Annotated in this window: 18 protein-coding genes; 9 read left to right on the top strand and 9 right to left on the bottom strand. The window is 63.1% G+C overall.

The genetic code is table 11. From position 1 onward, the window contains the following. Window positions 1–5: 5 nt before the first annotated feature. Both ASD52_RS07170 and ASD52_RS07165 read right to left on the bottom strand, forming a co-directional pair. Complete coding sequence (locus tag ASD52_RS07170; protein ID WP_025425413.1) at window positions 6–878, bottom strand: bifunctional helix-turn-helix domain-containing protein/methylated-DNA--[protein]-cysteine S-methyltransferase; 873 nt, start codon at window positions 876–878, stop codon at window positions 6–8. A 75-nt stretch (window positions 879–953) separates the two neighbouring features. Further along, window positions 954–1451, bottom strand: a complete 498-nt coding sequence (locus ASD52_RS07165) for a DUF2244 domain-containing protein (protein ID WP_025425414.1) — start codon at window positions 1449–1451, stop codon at window positions 954–956. Between the two features lie 22 nt (window positions 1452–1473). On the opposite strand from ASD52_RS07165, the gene nth reads away from it, so the two are divergent. Further along, window positions 1474–2247, top strand: a complete 774-nt coding sequence (gene nth / locus ASD52_RS07160) for an endonuclease III (RefSeq protein WP_025425415.1) — start codon at window positions 1474–1476, stop codon at window positions 2245–2247. A 42-nt stretch (window positions 2248–2289) separates the two neighbouring features. On the opposite strand, the gene ASD52_RS07155 is transcribed toward nth, so the two are convergent. Further along, on the bottom strand, window positions 2290–2883 hold the full coding sequence (locus ASD52_RS07155) for a TetR/AcrR family transcriptional regulator (RefSeq protein ID WP_025425416.1): 594 nt from the start codon (window positions 2881–2883) through the stop codon (window positions 2290–2292). 71 nt (window positions 2884–2954) lie between these two features. Here ASD52_RS07155 and ASD52_RS07150 point away from each other — a divergent pair, with 71 nt between their 5' ends. Together ASD52_RS07150 and ASD52_RS07145 are read left to right on the top strand one after the other, a co-directional pair. Further along, complete coding sequence (locus ASD52_RS07150) at window positions 2955–3383, top strand: VOC family protein (RefSeq protein WP_025425417.1); 429 nt, start codon at window positions 2955–2957, stop codon at window positions 3381–3383. Window positions 3384–3468: 85 nt separating this feature from the next. Next, entirely contained in the window at window positions 3469–4461 is a 993-nt protein-coding gene (locus ASD52_RS07145; RefSeq protein ID WP_025425418.1) for an adenosine kinase, read from the top strand. A 55-nt stretch (window positions 4462–4516) separates the two neighbouring features. Here the strand turns inward: ASD52_RS07145 and ASD52_RS07140 are convergent, their stop codons facing one another. Then, window positions 4517–5056: an SH3 domain-containing protein gene (locus ASD52_RS07140; protein ID WP_025425419.1), complete on the bottom strand. Its 540-nt coding sequence runs from the start codon at window positions 5054–5056 to the stop codon at window positions 4517–4519. 189 nt (window positions 5057–5245) lie between these two features. Here ASD52_RS07140 and ASD52_RS07135 point away from each other — a divergent pair, with 189 nt between their 5' ends. Beyond that, on the top strand, window positions 5246–6250 hold the full coding sequence (locus ASD52_RS07135; protein WP_025425420.1) for a D-glycerate dehydrogenase: 1005 nt from the start codon (window positions 5246–5248) through the stop codon (window positions 6248–6250). Between the two features lie 11 nt (window positions 6251–6261). On the opposite strand, the gene ASD52_RS07130 is transcribed toward ASD52_RS07135, so the two are convergent. Genes ASD52_RS07130 through recF form a run of 3 tightly spaced genes read right to left on the bottom strand, consistent with a single transcriptional unit; the run spans window position 6262 to window position 8655 of the window. Beyond that, window positions 6262–6729 carry a GNAT family N-acetyltransferase gene (locus tag ASD52_RS07130; RefSeq protein ID WP_025425421.1) on the bottom strand — a complete coding sequence of 156 codons (468 nt, stop codon included), beginning with the start codon at window positions 6727–6729 and terminating at the stop codon, window positions 6262–6264. Beyond that, entirely contained in the window at window positions 6729–7502 is a 774-nt protein-coding gene (locus tag ASD52_RS07125) for a molybdopterin-synthase adenylyltransferase MoeB (protein WP_057204384.1), read from the bottom strand. The genes ASD52_RS07130 and ASD52_RS07125 overlap by 1 nt, the downstream gene beginning before the upstream one ends. Window positions 7503–7530: 28 nt before the next feature. Further along, on the bottom strand, window positions 7531–8655 hold the full coding sequence (gene recF, locus ASD52_RS07120; RefSeq protein WP_025425423.1) for a DNA replication/repair protein RecF: 1125 nt from the start codon (window positions 8653–8655) through the stop codon (window positions 7531–7533). Between the two features lie 295 nt (window positions 8656–8950). Here recF and ASD52_RS07115 point away from each other — a divergent pair, with 295 nt between their 5' ends. Next, window positions 8951–9595 carry a DUF47 family protein gene (locus tag ASD52_RS07115; protein ID WP_025425424.1) on the top strand — a complete coding sequence of 215 codons (645 nt, stop codon included), beginning with the start codon at window positions 8951–8953 and terminating at the stop codon, window positions 9593–9595. Next, on the top strand, window positions 9595–10599 hold the full coding sequence (locus tag ASD52_RS07110; RefSeq protein WP_025425425.1) for an inorganic phosphate transporter: 1005 nt from the start codon (window positions 9595–9597) through the stop codon (window positions 10597–10599). The genes ASD52_RS07115 and ASD52_RS07110 overlap by 1 nt, the downstream gene beginning before the upstream one ends. Before the next feature lie 242 nt (window positions 10600–10841). Here ASD52_RS07110 and ASD52_RS07105 read toward each other — a convergent pair whose 3' ends face one another. Then, window positions 10842–11741 (bottom strand): LysR family transcriptional regulator, encoded by a 900-nt coding sequence (locus ASD52_RS07105; RefSeq protein ID WP_025425426.1) that lies wholly within the window; start codon window positions 11739–11741, stop codon window positions 10842–10844. Between the two features lie 159 nt (window positions 11742–11900). Here ASD52_RS07105 and ASD52_RS07100 point away from each other — a divergent pair, with 159 nt between their 5' ends. The 3 genes from ASD52_RS07100 to ASD52_RS07090 all read left to right on the top strand — a co-directional run bounded on the left by ASD52_RS07100 (window position 11901) and on the right by ASD52_RS07090 (window position 14356). Then, window positions 11901–12650: an SDR family oxidoreductase gene (locus ASD52_RS07100; RefSeq protein ID WP_025425427.1), complete on the top strand. Its 750-nt coding sequence runs from the start codon at window positions 11901–11903 to the stop codon at window positions 12648–12650. A 192-nt stretch (window positions 12651–12842) separates the two neighbouring features. Beyond that, window positions 12843–13478 carry a DUF1326 domain-containing protein gene (locus ASD52_RS07095; RefSeq protein ID WP_025425428.1) on the top strand — a complete coding sequence of 212 codons (636 nt, stop codon included), beginning with the start codon at window positions 12843–12845 and terminating at the stop codon, window positions 13476–13478. Window positions 13479–13483: 5 nt separating this feature from the next. Further along, the gene (locus ASD52_RS07090) at window positions 13484–14356 is read left to right on the top strand and encodes a DUF2182 domain-containing protein (RefSeq protein WP_113568355.1); all 873 of its coding nucleotides are present in this window, start codon (window positions 13484–13486) and stop codon (window positions 14354–14356) included. A 125-nt stretch (window positions 14357–14481) separates the two neighbouring features. Here the strand turns inward: ASD52_RS07090 and dnaJ are convergent, their stop codons facing one another. Further along, complete coding sequence (dnaJ, locus tag ASD52_RS07085; RefSeq protein WP_025425430.1) at window positions 14482–15618, bottom strand: molecular chaperone DnaJ; 1137 nt, start codon at window positions 15616–15618, stop codon at window positions 14482–14484. Window positions 15619–15962: the final 344 nt, after the last annotated feature.

Here is a 15962-nt window from a genome sequence, read left to right as displayed (position 1 = left end):
CGTTCTCAGGCCTTGCCGGCTTCCCATCCGAGGATTGCGCGCTTGCGCGTCAGCCCCCAGTGATAGCCCGTGAGATCGCCGCTCTTGCCGAGCGCCCGGTGACAGGGAACGACGAACGAGATCGGGTTACGGCCGACGGCTGCCCCGACGGCGCGTGAGGCGGTCGGCTGGCCGATCTCGCCGGCGATGGTCGAATAGGTCGTGGCGCGGCCGAGCGGGATCTTCAAGAGCGCCTGCCAGACCCGGATCTGAAAATCGGAGCCGATCAGGAAGATGCGCAAGGGCTCTCCGGCGCACCAGCGTTCAGGATCGAAAATGCGCGCCGCATAACGCGCCGTGGCCGCGCTGTCCTCGACATAGGTGGCGTTCGGCCAGCGATGCGCCATATCCTCGAAACTCTCGTGCTCGCCGCCGCCATCGGCGAAGGCAAGGCCGGCAAGACCTCGATCGGTGATCATCACCAGCGCCGTGCCGAAGGGGGAGGGGTGGTAGCCGTAGCGGATGGTGAGGCCCGCGCCGCGCGCCTTCCATTCGCCCGGCGACATCGCCTCATGGGTGACGAAGAGGTCGTGCAGCCGGCTCGGGCCGGAAAGCCCGATCTCGATGCTGGTCTCCAAGAGTGGCATGTCTTCCTGGCGCAGCAAGCGCTTGGCATGGTCGAGCGTGACCGCCTGCAGGAACGCCTTCGGCGACAGCCCGGCCCAGCGGGTAAAGACCTTCTGCAGTTGCGTCGGCGACTGCTTCAGACGCTTCGCGATCGCTTCAAGCGAAGGCTGCTCGCGATACTCTTCGGTGAGCATCTCGATCACATTTCTCACCGTGTCGTAATCGGTGCCATCAGGCGTGATGTCGGTGGGGAGGGTTGTCGCAATGTTCATCGGTCATCTCCTGTCGTGACACAGGTAACCATGCCGCCAGCGTCGTTGCCACCCGAAACTTGATTGGCCCTAGCGTCAGCGGCGGCGCACGGTGGCAAGCGCCCCGGAAAACGCCGTGGCGAAGGTTTCGCGGTCGTCGCGGTTGAGGAAGGAACCGACATCGGTCCTGTGGCCGCCGCCGCTGATGCTCATCGAGACGATGCCGATCTCCTGATGCCGTGCGATGTTGAAGCGCGCCCAGAACGGATTGAAGCGGTGTTCGATCATCCGGCCCGACGGCGTGAACTTGCGCACCGACACGTCGGTTCGCGAGACGCTGACTTCTTCACGGCTACGCGCCGAGCGGTAGTTCAGCCAGAAAGCACCGAACAGCAGCGCGAAATCCAGCCCGAAGAAGAACACGATCGGCCAGGCGCCGATCACCATGAACACGACCGCATGTACCAGGCTGAGCAGCCCGGCGATCAGGAAAAACACCTTGAACCCCTTAAAGCCCAGGGAGCGATAGGGGGTCAGTTCGGCGCTGAACACCGGCTCTTCGCCGTCAAGCGTCTGATCGTTGCCATCAGTCATGACCATTGACTATAGATGCATCATGAAAAACGTGAAGCCGAAATTGCCGGGCGAGCCCGCGAAAACGAAGCCAGCGACGGGCCGCCGCGCCCCGCGTACCTCAGGCGTCTACAGTCGCGAGGAAATCTCCGAGATCTTCCGACGCTTCTCGATCCAGCGGCCGGAGCCGAAGGGGGAACTGGAGCACGTCAATCCCTTTACCCTGGTGGTTGCCGTCGCCCTGTCGGCGCAGGCGACTGATGCCGGCGTCAACCGGGCAACCCGGGCACTTTTCGCCGTTGCCGACACGCCGAAAAAAATGCTGGCCCTCGGCGAGGAGAAGGTCCGCGACTACATCAAGACCATCGGCCTTTTCCGCAATAAGGCCAGGAACGTCATCGCGCTCAGCGAAAAGCTGATCACCGATTTCGGCGGCGAAGTCCCGCGCACGCGGGAGGAGCTGGTAACGCTGCCGGGCGTCGGGCGAAAGACCGCCAACGTCGTGCTGTCGATGGCCTTCGGCCAAGCGACGATCGCCGTCGACACCCATATCCTTCGCATCGCCAACCGCCTCTGTCTGGCACCGGGCAAGACCCCTGATGAGGTCGAGGCGAAGCTCTCGCGCATCATTCCCAACGAATATCTCTACCATGCGCATCACTGGCTGATCCTGCATGGCCGCTATTGCTGCAAGGCGCGCAAGCCGGAATGCGAGCGCTGCGTCATTGCCGATATCTGCAAGGCACCGGAAAAGACCTGCGATATCCCGGCGCCGCTGGTCGAGTTGCCGCAACAAGTTCTTCCGGTCGCCGGCTGACGCGCGTCTTATATCTGTCTGCGCTGTCGGCCCGAGACTGACTCATGCGGAGATCAGTCGGTCGATCAGATGGCCGATGGCGTCGACGTAGACCTCTGTCGGCGCGCCTTCGGCAATCTCCAGCACGGCGCGGTCGAAGGCGGCTGACAGCAGCGTCGCCATTGCCGTCAAGGCGGCCTGATCGTGGACCTGCGGCGCCATCGCCTCCGCCAGGCCCTCTTCCAGCGTTCTCTGGGCGTTGGCCGCGTCGATCGTCGCCATTTCCCGTGTGCCGAGCACGGCCGGGCCGTCGAGCAGTAGAATGCGGATTCTGCCCGGCTCCGCCATGGCGTCGAAGAAGGCGCGCGCGCCTGTTATCAGCGCCTCGCGCGGCGTCAGGCGGTCGAATGTCGCTTCCTCGATCCTCGCCGCCACGGCACTGGATTCCCGCTCGGCGACGGCGCGAAACAGTGCCCTCTTGTCTTCGAAGTGGTGGTAGAGCGCACCGCGCGTCATGCCGGCGGCAGCCACGATGTCCGGCGTCGACGTTTCTGCATATCCCCTCGCGACGAAGAGACCGTGGGCAGCATCGAGGATCGCGGCGCGCGTCGTGTCGGAGCGCTCGCGATTGGAGCGGCGCGAGGATTTTATTTGCATACATTCAGCCTGTATGTTAATTCAAAAATACATGCAGACTGTATGATGATGCGAGCGCGAGGGAAAGCCCCATGAAATCGACGAGCTACTATCCTGTGATCATGACATCAGACGTTGCAGCAACCGCGGCATTCTACATCGACAACTTTCGCTTCCAGGCGCTGTTCACCAGCGATTGGTACATGCATCTGCAGTCGACGGAATCCGAGACGGTGACGCTCGCCGTCCTCGACTATCGCCATGAAACCATCCCGGAGCGTGCCCGCGCGCCGGTCAGTGGCCTGCTCCTCAACTTCGAAGTCGAGGATCCCGACGCAGTCTATGCCGATTGCCAGGCAGCAGGTCTGCCGATCCTGAAGGCGATCTGCGACGAAGATTTCGGCCAGCGCCACTTCATCACCGCCGATCCCAATGGCGTTCTGATCGACGTCATCAAGCCGATCCCGCCGAGCGCCGAGTTCGCCGCCGCCTATGAGGCAAGCGCATTACCAGCGGAATGATCGCAGCCACGCGTGTTTTGTCTTCCAAATGGCTGGAAAACCGCTATTAACGAACACCGGCCATTAGGGAAACTGGACGGAGTTCATGACAAAATACGACGTGCTGACGATCGGCAATGCGATCGTGGATATCATTGCGCGCTGCGATGACGGCTTTCTGAGTGAAAACGGCATCATCAAGGGCGCAATGAACCTCATCGATGCCGACCGCGCGGAGCTGTTGTACTCGCGCATGGGCCCCGCCGTCGAAGCTTCCGGCGGCAGCGCCGGCAACACGGCGGCCGGCGTTGCCAGCCTTGGCGGACGTGCCGCCTATTTTGGCAAGACGACCAACGACCAGCTTGGCGAGATCTTTGCGCACGACATTCGCGCCCAGGGCGTCTATTTCCAGACCAAGCCGCTCGAAACGGTGCCGCCGACCGCCCGCTCGATGATCTTCGTGACCGAGGACGGCGAGCGCTCGATGAACACCTATCTCGGCGCCTGCGTCGAGCTCGGTCCGGAGGACGTGGAGGCCGATGTCGTCGCTGAGGCCAAGGTCACCTATTTCGAGGGCTACCTGTGGGATCCGCCGCGTGCCAAGGATGCAATCCGCGAGGCCGCCAAGATCGCCCATGAAAACGGCCGCGAAACCGCAATGACCCTGTCGGACAGTTTCTGCGTCCACCGCTATCGCGACGAGTTTCTGGAGCTGATGCGCTCCGGCACCGTCGACATCGTCTTTGCCAACAAACAGGAAGCGCTCGCACTCTACGAGACCGAGGACTTCGATCTGGCGCTGGAAAAGCTCTCGAAGGACTGCAAGCTTGCGGCCGTCACGCTGAGTGAAGAAGGCTCCGTCGTCGTGCGCGGCACCGAACGTGTCCGCGTCGGCGCGACGCCGCTCGCGCAGGTGGTCGATACGACAGGCGCCGGTGATCTCTATGCTGCGGGCTTTCTCCACGGATATACGACCGGTCGGTCGCTCGAGGATTGCAGCAAGCTCGGCAATCTCGCAGCCGGTATCGTCATCGGCCAGATCGGCCCGAGGCCGATGGTATCGCTTGCCGCTGCCGCCAAGCAGGCCGAGCTCGCCTGAGGCGAGCTGCAGCGCCGCGCACCAAATATGACCTATGTCAGAGCGGGCGTAGCCTTTATTTGAAGGCTTCGCCCGGATAGGCGCCCCAGATCTCGCTCTGGACGATCCAGCCTTCGACGCCCTGGGTTTCGATGTGGCACCAGTCGCCATTGCATTCACCCACACGGATGACCACGCCGGGCTCCATGCGCGCAACGATCCCTGCCGTGCTCTGCGGCTCGCGGCGCAGGTTGACGAAGACGCCTTCGCCCTTGCCGCGCATCCATGGCGCGGTGACGGCCGTGCGGTCGCCCGACAGAAGGGCCTGGTTCACCCAGCCTTCCGTGCCGTCGGCGTCGCGGATACGGCGCCAGTTATCGTATTCCTGGATGATTTCCACCGGTACGCCGGGCCTGAGGTAGCGGAACGCCACCGCGTAGTCGACGCTCGGGCCGATGCGCAGGTTGACGCTCTTGGCCTTCAGGCTGACGAAACGCGGCAGCGGCAATCCGCTGGCCCCCTTTGCGGCCTGGGCATGGGCACCCGACGTCGTGATGACCGCGCCGATGCAGGCGGCGATCAACGCTAACGAGAGTTTGGAAATGACGTGACGCATGACGAAGCTCATTTTCCGTGGCAACTTGCAGGCGCAGTTCACCCAGGGCTCTTGGCCGGGGCGTAAATCGCGGGGACGACGCAGCGAGTTTTGTTTGTCTTCCCGACCGGGTCTGGTAGAAATTGCGGCTACAGGGAGAAAGTATCGCCCAACTTGGTTAAGGACCCGTCAACAAGGCCCATCGCAGCAATGACAAGCAAGAAGAAGCCCAAGGTCTACATCACCCGGAAACTGCCGGACATCGTCGAAACCAGAATGCGTGAGCTCTTCGACGCCGAACTGAACATCGATGATACGCCGCGCAGCCAACCAGAGCTTGTGGCGGCGGTGAAGCGCGCCGACGTGCTCGTGCCGACGGTGACCGACCGCATCGATGCGGCGTTGATCGAGCAGGCCGGCCCGCAACTGAAACTGATCGCCAGTTTCTCCAACGGCGTCGACAACATCGATGTCGACGCGGCCGCACGCAAGGGCATTACCGTCACCAACACCCCGAACGTTTTGACCGAGGACACCGCCGACATGGCGATGGCGCTCATTCTCGCCGTGCCGCGCCGGCTCGCCGAGGGTGCGCAGATCCTGACCGATCGCAAGGGCGAATGGGCCGGCTGGTCTCCGACCTGGATGCTCGGCCGGCGCATTGCCGGCAAGCGCATCGGCATCGTCGGCATGGGCCGCATCGGCACCGCGGTCGCGCGCCGTGCCAAGGCCTTTGGCCTGTCGATCCACTATCACAACCGTCACAGGGTCAAGGCCGAGACCGAGGAGATGCTGGAGGCGACCTATTGGGACAGCCTCGACCAGATGCTTGCCCGCGTCGATATCGTCTCGGTCAATTGCCCCTCGACGCCGGCGACCTATCACCTGCTTTCGGCCCGTCGGCTCGCGCTGATGCGCCCGGAAAGCTATATCGTCAACACCGCCCGCGGCGGCATCATCGACGAGACGGCGCTGATCAAGTGCCTGCGCGAAGGCAAGATCGCCGGTGCGGGGCTCGACGTTTTCGAGAATGAACCCGTGGTCAACCCCAAGCTCATCAAGCTCGCCGGCGAGGGCAAGGTCGTGCTGTTGCCGCATATGAGTTCGGCGACGCTCGAGGGTCGCATCGACATGGGCGACAAGGTGGTGATCAATATCCGCACCTTCTTCGACGGTCACCGGCCGCCGGATCGGGTGCTGCCGGGTCGCGATTGATTCGCGACTGATCAAAGCGTCTTGCGCATCTCGATCGAGGTAGGCCGGGTAAAGCCCGGGTGAGCGGTTCTGTCGGTTTCGACGAAGCCCCAGGCCGAAAACGTCCTGTGGTTTTCGGTGAGTTCGATCCGTGTCAGCAGCCTCAGAGCGGCCAAGTGGCGGTCGCGTGCCGCTGCTTCGGCGCTTGCAAGCAACAGTCGGCCGACGCCTTTTCCCCGGCAGGTCGCGGAAACCGCAAGCTTGCCGATATAGAGGCAGTCGGTCTCCGGCTTGCAGAAGATGCAGCCGGCAAGCACTGAGCCGTCGACGGCGACGAAGCCAATTTCTGCCGAAGCCTTCTCGCTCAGCCCCTCAATCGTTAGCGCATGGGCCGAGGATGGCGGATCAATCCGCCCGTCCATATAGGCAAAGGCGTCAAGGATCAGGGCCAGCAATTCCTTGTAGCGATCGAAGGCAGCGTCGATCCTGATGATCTGCATCAGTCTGCGCTCCTGTCCTTGCGCCGGCGATAGCGGATGGTGCTGAATTGCGCCGAGAGAGCGTCATACATCAACAGCCGACCGACGAGTGGCTCGCCGATCCCGGCGATCACCTTGATGGCTTCCATAGCCTGCAATGTTCCGATGACGCCGGTGAGCGCGCCGATGATGCCGGCCTCGGCACAGGAGGGCACGACGCCCGGCGGCGGCGCTTCGGGAAAGAGATCGCGGTAGGACGGGTTCGGTTCGCCATCCGCGCCCGAGCGATAAGGCATCAGCACTGTAAGCGAACCGTCGAAGCGGCCGACTGCACCGGTGACGAGCGGTATGCCGACGGCTGCTGCCGTATCGGCGGCGAGATAGCGCGTGTCGAAATTGTCCGAGCCGTCGATCACCAGATCATATTGGCGCAACAGCGCCTCGGCGTTGTCGGCTGCCAGACGAAGGGGATGCCTCTCGACCACCACATGCGGATTGAGCGCGCCGATCGCTGCCGAGGCGCTCTCGACCTTTGTCTGGCCAATATCGGCCGTGCGGTGGATCACCTGCCGCTGCAGGTTCGACAGCGACACCACGTCATCGTCGACGATGCCCAGCGTGCCGATGCCGGCGGCGGCGAGATATTGAAGAACAGGAGCGCCGAGGCCGCCGGCGCCAATGACGAGAACGCGCGCCGCCTTGAGTTTCTGTTGCCCCCCACCGCCGAGTTCGGGCAGCATGATGTGGCGCGCGTAGCGGGCAATTTCCGATGATTCGAGGCTTGTACTAGTCATGAGCGGACACTTTCCATGATCGGCTCCATCATCCCGATACGCTTCCGTGCTCCACCGTCAGGAACCGGCCGCGATCGCCGAGCGCGTCGAACATCGCACGGTCCGTCCCGGTCATGAAGGCCTGGCCGCCAAGTCCGTCGACGAGATCGAATAGGGCGGCGCGGCGGCCCATGTCGAGATGCGCGGCGATCTCGTCGAGCAGCAGGATAGGAGCGTGACCGGTCATGTCGCCGACGAGGCGCGCATGGGCAAGAACCAGGCCGACGAGCAGCGCCTTTTGCTCGCCGGTCGAGCAGCGCTCGGCTTCCATGTCCTTTTCGCGGTGGCGAATCAGGAGGTCGGTGCGGTGCGGTCCGTCCAGTGTCCGGCCGGCGGCCGCGTCGCGCGCCCGGCCCTCGCGCAGCATGGTGAGATATTGTTCTTCGAGGTCGAAGGCTGGCTTGTGGCTCTCGTCGTCGAGGAAGCCCGCCAGCGCCAGGCGCGCAGATGGAAAGACGCTGTCGCCGGTGTTTCTCTCGACGAGCGCCGTCAGCAGACCCAGCATCTCCTGCCGTGCGAGCGCCATCGACACGCCGAGCCCCGCCATTTCCCGCTCGATGGCAGTCAACCAGGCCGGGTCGGGACGAAAGTCGCTGAGGAGCCGATTGCGGCTACGCATGGCACGGTCGAATTCGCTGGCGCGCTTCCCATGCTCCGGATCGAGCGAAAGCACCAGCCGATCGAGGAAACGGCGGCGATCGGCCGACGGGCCGGTGAAGAGCCCGTCCATGGCCGGCGTCAGCCACAGCACGCGCAGATGGTCGGTCAGCTCATCGACCGTACTCGCTGTCGTGCCGTTCAGCCGCAGGCGTCGTGATTGCCCCTCACTGGTGCCGGCCGTGCCGGTACCGATCTCGACCGGGCCTTCCATGCCCACGACTTCGGCAAAGACCGAGAAGCCGTCGCTTGCGCCGACGCGAGCGACATCGGCATAGGCCGCACGCCTGAGGCCACGGCCTGGCGACAGAAACGACACCGCTTCCATCAGATTGGTCTTGCCGGCGCCGTTCTCGCCGGTCAGCACGACGTGCCTCTGGTCGAGCGCCAGCGACAGCGCCGCATAATTGCGGAACTCGCTCAGCTTCAGGCGATTGAGAAAGACCTTTTGTGGCATTTCGGGTCCGGATTCGACGTCGGCGCCAGTCGCAGCGCCACGCGTCGAACAGGACGTGCAAAGGACGCTGCAACACTTGCTGCATAGCTCCATAAATCGATGCCGATTTAAGGAGCTATGCAGTAGGACGAAAGCGGGCTTTAAGGCAAGACGAAAGGTGACCTGAGTCATTTCCAGGCAAAATTGCGCGATAACGGCGGGGAAAGCCTTATAATCCCAGTCGTTCAGCGCTTTTCTTGATCGCTTGCGTACAATATGACAGCCGCATGACAATCCACGAACGGATATATTTGTGATGCTGGCTTGGTTCCGCAAACTCCTTCCCCGCGAAGACAGCTTTTTCGATCTCTTCGCGCAACATTCGCGTACCGTCGTCGGTGCCGCCGAAGCGCTCGACAAGCTCCTCGCCGGCGGCGACGATCTCGAAAAGCACTGCGACCGGATCGTCGCGCTTGAAGACGAGGCAGACGGTGTCACCCGCGAAGTGCTTCTGGCCGTTCGTCGCTCCTTCATCACGCCGTTCGATCGTGGCGACATCAAGGATCTCATCCAGTCGATGGACGATGCCATCGACATGATGCACAAGACGGTCAAGACCATCCGGCTCTACGAGCAGAAGACCTTCGATCCGGGCATGAAGGAAATGGGCGTCATCGTCGTCCAGGCGGCGCACCTGATCGCCGAGGCCATTCCGCTGCTCAATCGCATCGGCGTCAACCACGGCCGGCTCATCGCCATCGCCGAAGAGGTCACGCGCATCGAAGGCCGGTCCGACGAGCTGCACGACCAGGGCCTGAAGGATCTTTTCCGCCGCTACGGTGCCAACAATGCCATGGCCTACATTATCGGTAGCGAGATCTACGGCGAGCTCGAGAAGGTCGTCGACCGCTTCGAGGACGTCGCCAACGAGATCAGCGGCATCGTGATCGAGAACGTCTGATGGACGCGACGCTCGCCCTGCCGTTGCTCGTCGCCCTCATTGCAATCGCCCTGTTCTTCGACTTTCTCAACGGGCTGCATGACGCCGCCAACTCGATCGCAACCATCGTTTCGACCCGGGTGCTCCGGCCGCAATATGCGGTCATGTGGGCGGCGTTCTTCAATTTCATCGCCTTCCTGTTTTTCGGCCTGCATGTGGCCGAGACGCTCGGACGCGGCATCATCGATCCCGGCATCGTTACGCCGCTGGTGATCTTCTCGGCCCTGATGGGGGCGATCGTCTGGAACATCGCGACCTGGATCTTCGGCATTCCGTCGAGTTCGTCGCATGCGCTGATCGGCGGCCTCGTCGGTGCCGGCCTAGCCCGCACTGGCGGCGATGCCATCGTCTGGACCGGTCTCTTGAAGACGGTCGGCGCCATCGTGATGTCGCCGATGATCGGCTTCTTCCTGGCGCTGCTCCTGATCCTCATCGTTTCCTGGCTGTTCGTGCGCCGGACGCCTTTTGCTGTCGACCGTACCTTTCGGGTGATGCAGTTCGTCTCGGCGTCGCTCTATTCGCTCGGCCACGGCGGCAACGATGCGCAAAAGACCATGGGCATCATCGCCGTGCTCTTGTTCTCGCAGGGCTATCTCGGCTCCGAGTTCTATGTGCCGTTCTGGGTGGTGATCACCTGCCAGGCGGCGATCGCGCTCGGCACGCTGTTGGGCGGTTGGCGCATCGTGCACACCATGGGCTCGAAGATCACCAAGCTCAATCCGATGCAGGGCTTCTGCGCGGAAACCGGCGGCGCCATCACGCTGTTTGCCGCCACCTGGCTCGGCATTCCGGTGTCGACCACCCACACGATCACCGGCGCGATCATCGGCGTGGGTGCCGCCAAGCGTGTCTCGGCGGTGCGCTGGGGCCTTGCCGGCAACATTGTCATCGCCTGGTTCGTGACGATGCCGGCCGCTGCTGCGATTTCGGCGCTCACCTACTTCGCAGTCGATCTGTTCCTGTGACCCTGTCCGCCTCCGGCTGCAATGCCGGGGGCGGGGCTCGCGGTTGGGGAGAGAGCCTCCGCATTGGCGGTGGGACTGAGCGTCATGAGACGATCCAGTTCAGGGAACAGGCGTCCGACTTTCGGTTGCAAGGCTCGTCCGGGATATCCGGCCCGGTCGTGATCGCGACTTGGGCGGCGCCCATCAAGATGTAGCGAATGGGGGTTGCGCATGAACGGTCGCGCCCACAGCCGCGCAGCGGTTCACGGGTCCCAGTGCGGAGGATCGCCAAAGGTCTTCTTCAGATGATCGGTAATTGCCCGGAGCTTGGCCGACGGCCGTCGGCCCTCCGGATGGGCCATGTAGATGAATTCCGGCTCTGGGCGAAAACCGACATCGATCTCGCGAAGCCGACCGTCGCGCACCGCAGGACCGCAGATGAATGTCGGCAGCAGCGCGATGCCGAGCCCGGCGACGGCAGCATCGTGGATCATGTCGCCGTTGTTGATGCGCAGCGCCATGCGGGCGCGGATAACGGTCGAACCGGTCGGCCCCTCGAACCGCCAGTCGGAAGCGCCGCGATTGGTGTAGAAGATACCGCGGTGATCGTTGAGTTCCGCAAGCGAGGCCGGCGTGCCGTTGCGATCGAGATAGTCGGGCGAGGCGACCAGCAGGCGCCTGCTTTTGGCAAGCTTCCACACGACCAGCCGTGAATCGGCGATGATCCCGTGGCGCACGATGGCGTCATAACCCTCCGAGGCGACATCGACCCGGCGATCGTCGAGATCGAGCGTCAATTCGACCTCGGGATGTGCCGCCAGAAAGGGGTAAAGGGCAGGCCCGAGATGCAGATGCCCGAAACTGACCGGGGCGGCGATCCGCAATGGTCCGGTCAGCGTCCCGCGGCGCTCCGCCAGATCGCTGGCGGCGGCCTGCACCTCGCTGACGATCCGCACCGCGCGCTCGCGAAAGGCGATGCCATCTTCGGTGAGAGTCAGCTTGCGCGTCGTGCGATGCAACAGCGTTGCGTTCAGGTGGCGTTCCAGGTCCGAGACCCGTTCGCTGATCACGGATTTCGACAGCCGCAGCCGGCGCGCCGCCTCGCTGATCGAGCCGGCTTCCGCAACTGCGACAAAGGCAGCAATTCCTTCGATCTTCAGCATCGTTCGGCATTTCCGAATTCGAGTTCCATCATTGGCAGACTAATCCGAACGGCAATCTTCGGCCATATCTATTGGCAACGAAGGACGGCGGTCGATGGAAAGAAGACCGGTCCCAAGCCAACCCAACAGCCAGGCCAACCCAAAAGAAGGAATTCCATCATGCCACGTTTGCACAACAAGACCGCGCTCATCACCGGCGGCACCAGCGGCATCGGCCTCGAAACGGCGCGCCAGTTCATCGCCGAGGGTGCCCGGGTCGCCGTTACCGGCACCAATCCGAAGAACATTGCCGAAGCACGCAAGATACTCGGCGAAGGCGCCGTCATCATCCAGGCCGATGCCGGCAACGCCGCCGGACAGGCGGCGGTTGCCGAGCAAGTCAAGGCCGCCTTCGGCCATCTTGACATCCTCTTCGTCAACGCCGGCATCGCCAAGCTTCAGCCGATCGAAAAATGGGACGAAGCCAGCTTCGACCAGTCGCTCGCGATCAACGTCAAGGGCCCGTTCTTCCTGATCCAGGCGCTGCTGCCGATCTTCTCCAACCCCGCCTCGATCGTGCTCAACACCTCGATCAACGCCCATATCGGCATGCCGACCTCCAGCGTCTACGCGCTCAGCAAGGCGGCGCTCCTGTCGCTTGCCAAGACGCTTTCGGGCGAACTGATCGGCCGCGGCATTCGCGTCAATGCGGTCAGCCCCGGCCCGATCAAGACGCCACTGCATGACGGACACGGTGCCACGCCTGCCGAAAACAAGGAGATCGTCGCATCGATCGCCGCGCAGATCCCGCTCGGCCGCTTCGGCGATGCAAGCGAGATTGCCAAGGCAATTGTCTTCCTCGCCTCAGACGAGGCCGCCTTCACGGTGGGCGCCGAACTGATCATCGATGGTGGCATGGCCACGCTCTGATACTCACCTGTCTGTTGCCGCCGCGCGCGTTCGATCGCGCGTGGCGGCAAAGTCCTGTTCGTCATCGACGGCACGCCGCGGGCGGCGTTGGCAGGGCGCCCGGAGGAGAGTATATTCTTGAAACCTAATAAGTCGTCGAACAGTCGAGCGGAATGAAGCAGATCCCACACCGATCAGATCCGGGAGGAGACGATGACGAGTGTCAATTGGACGATCAAGGGTCGAGAATTCATTCATTGCAATTGCGCCTATGGCTGCCCCTGCCAGTTCAATGCGCTGCCGACCCACGGCAATTGCTGCGCCGTCGGTGGATTTGAGATCGAGACGGGCCATCACGGCGACACGCGCCTCGACGGCTTGAGATGCGGGATCATTGCGGCTTGGCCCGGTGCAATTCATGAGGGCAGGGGTGAGGTCGTGCCGATCGTCGACATCCGTGCCACGCCGGCCCAGCGCGAGTCGCTGCTGCGCATCATGAGCGGCCAGGATACCGAGCCGGGAGCAACCTTCTTCCAGGTGTTCGCCACCACCTTCGAAACCTTTCACGACCCGGTCTTTGCCGAGATCGACTTCGACGTCGATGTCGGCGCGCGGACAGCACGGCTGAATGTGCCCGGGTGGATCGTGGCGCGTGGCGAGCCGATCTTGAACCCCGTGACCGGAAACCCGCATCAGGCACGCATCAACCTGCCGCAGGGCTTCGAATACGACGTCTGCGAGGTTGGACGCGGGTGGGCCGACACGAAGGGGCCGCTGACGCTGTCCATTCCGGATTCGCACGCCCATTTCGCCAGCATGCATCTGTCTGAAAGCGGCGTGGTTCACTGACGCCCATGGCCGACACTGCGCTCGAAACGCTTTTAAGGCGCGACCGGCTCATCGTCGTGGTCTCGCTGTTGGCGCTGACCGGAATTACCTGGCTCTATATTCTCTGGCTGGCAGTCGGCATGGAGGCCATGGCGCACGTGCCGGCCTCTGGCGATGGCATGAGCGGCGACATGGCGATGGGCACAGACGAGGGCATGGCCATGGACATGTCGCCGGGTGCCATGGCGTCGATGGCCGACGTCGCCTTCCGTCCCTGGAGTGTGTCGACCTTCGCCTATGCCTTTGTCATGTGGGCGGTGATGATGGTCGGCATGATGACGCCTTCGGCAACGCCGATGATCCTGCTCTTTGCCCGTGTCGGGCGGCAGGCGGCGCTCGACGACAGGCCGTTTGCCGCGACCGGCTTTTTTGCCGGCGGCTATCTCACCGCCTGGGTCCTGTTTGCGGCTCTGGCGACGCTCGGGCAATGGCTGCTGGAGTCTGCTCTGCTGCTGACGCCGATGCTGGCGAGCGGCAGCCGTATTCTCAGCGGCATCATCCTGATTTCGGTCGGACTGTTTCAATGGACGGCGTTGAAGGACGCCTGCCTAAGGCAGTGCCAGGCGCCGCTCATGTTCATCCAGAGCCATGGCGGCTTTCGCCGCGATGCCGGCGGCGCCTACCAGCTCGGTCTTCTTCACGGCCTTTATTGTGTCGGCTGCTGCTGGGCGCTGATGGCGCTCCTGTTCATCGGCGGCGTGATGAACGTCCTGTGGATCGCGGTGATCGCGATTTTCGTGCTCGCCGAAAAGGTGGTGCCCGGCGGCCGGATGCTGTCCCGCGTCGCGGGAGCCGCGGTCGTCATGGCCGGGCTGTGGCAGCTTGCGGCCATGACGTGATCCTACAGCGCCGCGCGTCTTATTGGACGCGCAAAGGTCGCTGTAGCACTTTGAATTGCTGCATGTTTTTATCCTTAGATCGGATAGGATCTAAGGAAACATGCAGTAGGGGCAACCGCTGAGCGTCAGTCGCTCAGCGTGTCGAAGAAATCCTTCATCCGGGCGAAGAAGCCGGCGGATTCCGGATTGTTGTCCTTCGACGAGATCTGCTCGAATTCCTGTAGCAGCTCGCGCTGACGCTTGGTCAGCTTCTGCGGCGTCTCGATCTGCATCTGGATGTAGAGATCGCCGGTCTGGCTGGAACGTAGCACCGGCATGCCCTTGCCCTTCAGGCGGAACTGCTTGCCGGCCTGGGTGCCTTCCGGCACGGTCACGCGCGACTTGGTGCCGTCGAGCGTGGTGACGTCGAACTTGCCGCCAAGCGCCGCCGTCGTCATCGAGATCGGCACGCTGCAATAGAGATCGGCGCCATCGCGCTGGTAGAACTCGTGCGGCTTGACCGAGAGGAAGATGTAGAGATCGCCCGCTGGTCCACCGCGCAGGCCCGCTTCCCCTTCGCCGGAGAGGCGAATGCGAGTGCCGTCTTCGATGCCGGCCGGAATGTTGACGGAGAGCGTGCGCTCCTCGGTGACGCGGCCCTGGCCGTGGCACTTGGTGCAGGGATCGGTGATCGTCTGGCCGCGGCCGCCGCAGGTCGGGCAAGTGCGCTCGATCGAGAAGAATCCCTGGGCGGCGCGTACGCGGCCCGAGCCTTGACAGGTTCCGCAGGTCTTCGGGCTGGTGCCAGGCTTGGCACCGGACCCGGTGCAGACGTCGCAGGTGATCGAGGTCGGCACCCGGATCTGCGCGGTCTTGCCGGAATAGGCCTCTTCCAGCGAGATTTCCATGTTGTAGCGCAGATCGGCGCCGCGCTCGCGGCCACCCGATGAACGCCGCTGGCGCCCGCCACCCATCATCTCGCCGAAGATGTCTTCGAAGATGTCGGAGAAACCGCCTGCGCCACCGGCGCTACCGCCAAAGCCGTTGCCCATGCCGCCCTGCTCGAAGGCTGCGTGGCCGTAACGATCATAGGCCGCGCGCTTCTGCGGGTCCTTGAGCGTCTCGTAGGCTTGGTTGATTTCCTTGAAGGTCTTTTCCGAGGCGGCGTCGCCGGGGTTCTTGTCCGGATGATACTGCATCGCCAGTTTGCGGAAGGCGCTCTTCAGCTCCTTCTCATCCGCGTTCTTGGCAACGCCAAGCGTTTCGTAAAGATCACGTTTCATTCTTCAAAGATTGTCCTGTTGACAAGGCGTGCCAGCGCGGGGGCCCGGCGGCTGCCTGGTTACCTTGCCACAGGATTTAGTAAACCTTGAAGCGCGATACCATAGCCCATCGGGCCGCGGATGCGGTTTTTTGTCGGAAAAATGACGTTTCTGCCGGTCTCGCGCCCGGTAGACCCGCTTTGGGTGGCACTCCTGCCCCCAGGGATGCTCTGTAGCGGCGGTTTCAGCGGCGCGGGCCTCACGGGGCCGACGTCCTTCAGAGGCTGTCTGGCGCAGGCGCCTGAGGGGTAAAAAGGCAACAAAAAAGCCCGGGTCGCCCCGGGCTTTTCCGTCTCTAGGAGAGG

The sequence above is a fragment of the Ensifer sp. Root142 genome (assembly GCF_001426785.1).
GTDB lineage: Bacteria > Pseudomonadota > Alphaproteobacteria > Rhizobiales > Rhizobiaceae > Ensifer > Ensifer canadensis.
Note: the sequence above shows the minus strand (reverse complement) of the source record. Positions and strands in the feature narration are given on the sequence as shown.

What these genes read in the sequence shown, in the direction of transcription:
- ASD52_RS07170 (WP_025425413.1), bottom strand. Translation starts at nt 878, where the DNA reads ATGAACATTGCGACAACCCTCCCCACCGACATCACGCCTGATGGCACC.
- ASD52_RS07165 (WP_025425414.1), bottom strand. Translation starts at nt 1,451, where the DNA reads ATGACTGATGGCAACGATCAGACGCTTGACGGCGAAGAGCCGGTGTTC.
- nth (WP_025425415.1), top strand. Translation starts at nt 1,474, where the DNA reads ATGAAAAACGTGAAGCCGAAATTGCCGGGCGAGCCCGCGAAAACGAAG.
- ASD52_RS07155 (WP_025425416.1), bottom strand. Translation starts at nt 2,883, where the DNA reads ATGCAAATAAAATCCTCGCGCCGCTCCAATCGCGAGCGCTCCGACACG.
- ASD52_RS07150 (WP_025425417.1), top strand. Translation starts at nt 2,955, where the DNA reads ATGAAATCGACGAGCTACTATCCTGTGATCATGACATCAGACGTTGCA.
- ASD52_RS07145 (WP_025425418.1), top strand. Translation starts at nt 3,469, where the DNA reads ATGACAAAATACGACGTGCTGACGATCGGCAATGCGATCGTGGATATC.
- ASD52_RS07140 (WP_025425419.1), bottom strand. Translation starts at nt 5,056, where the DNA reads ATGCGTCACGTCATTTCCAAACTCTCGTTAGCGTTGATCGCCGCCTGC.
- ASD52_RS07135 (WP_025425420.1), top strand. Translation starts at nt 5,246, where the DNA reads ATGACAAGCAAGAAGAAGCCCAAGGTCTACATCACCCGGAAACTGCCG.
- ASD52_RS07130 (WP_025425421.1), bottom strand. Translation starts at nt 6,729, where the DNA reads ATGCAGATCATCAGGATCGACGCTGCCTTCGATCGCTACAAGGAATTG.
- ASD52_RS07125 (WP_057204384.1), bottom strand. Translation starts at nt 7,502, where the DNA reads ATGACTAGTACAAGCCTCGAATCATCGGAAATTGCCCGCTACGCGCGC.
- recF (WP_025425423.1), bottom strand. Translation starts at nt 8,655, where the DNA reads ATGCCACAAAAGGTCTTTCTCAATCGCCTGAAGCTGAGCGAGTTCCGC.
- ASD52_RS07115 (WP_025425424.1), top strand. Translation starts at nt 8,951, where the DNA reads ATGCTGGCTTGGTTCCGCAAACTCCTTCCCCGCGAAGACAGCTTTTTC.
- ASD52_RS07110 (WP_025425425.1), top strand. Translation starts at nt 9,595, where the DNA reads ATGGACGCGACGCTCGCCCTGCCGTTGCTCGTCGCCCTCATTGCAATC.
- ASD52_RS07105 (WP_025425426.1), bottom strand. Translation starts at nt 11,741, where the DNA reads ATGCTGAAGATCGAAGGAATTGCTGCCTTTGTCGCAGTTGCGGAAGCC.
- ASD52_RS07100 (WP_025425427.1), top strand. Translation starts at nt 11,901, where the DNA reads ATGCCACGTTTGCACAACAAGACCGCGCTCATCACCGGCGGCACCAGC.
- ASD52_RS07095 (WP_025425428.1), top strand. Translation starts at nt 12,843, where the DNA reads ATGACGAGTGTCAATTGGACGATCAAGGGTCGAGAATTCATTCATTGC.
- ASD52_RS07090 (WP_113568355.1), top strand. Translation starts at nt 13,484, where the DNA reads ATGGCCGACACTGCGCTCGAAACGCTTTTAAGGCGCGACCGGCTCATC.
- dnaJ (WP_025425430.1), bottom strand. Translation starts at nt 15,618, where the DNA reads ATGAAACGTGATCTTTACGAAACGCTTGGCGTTGCCAAGAACGCGGAT.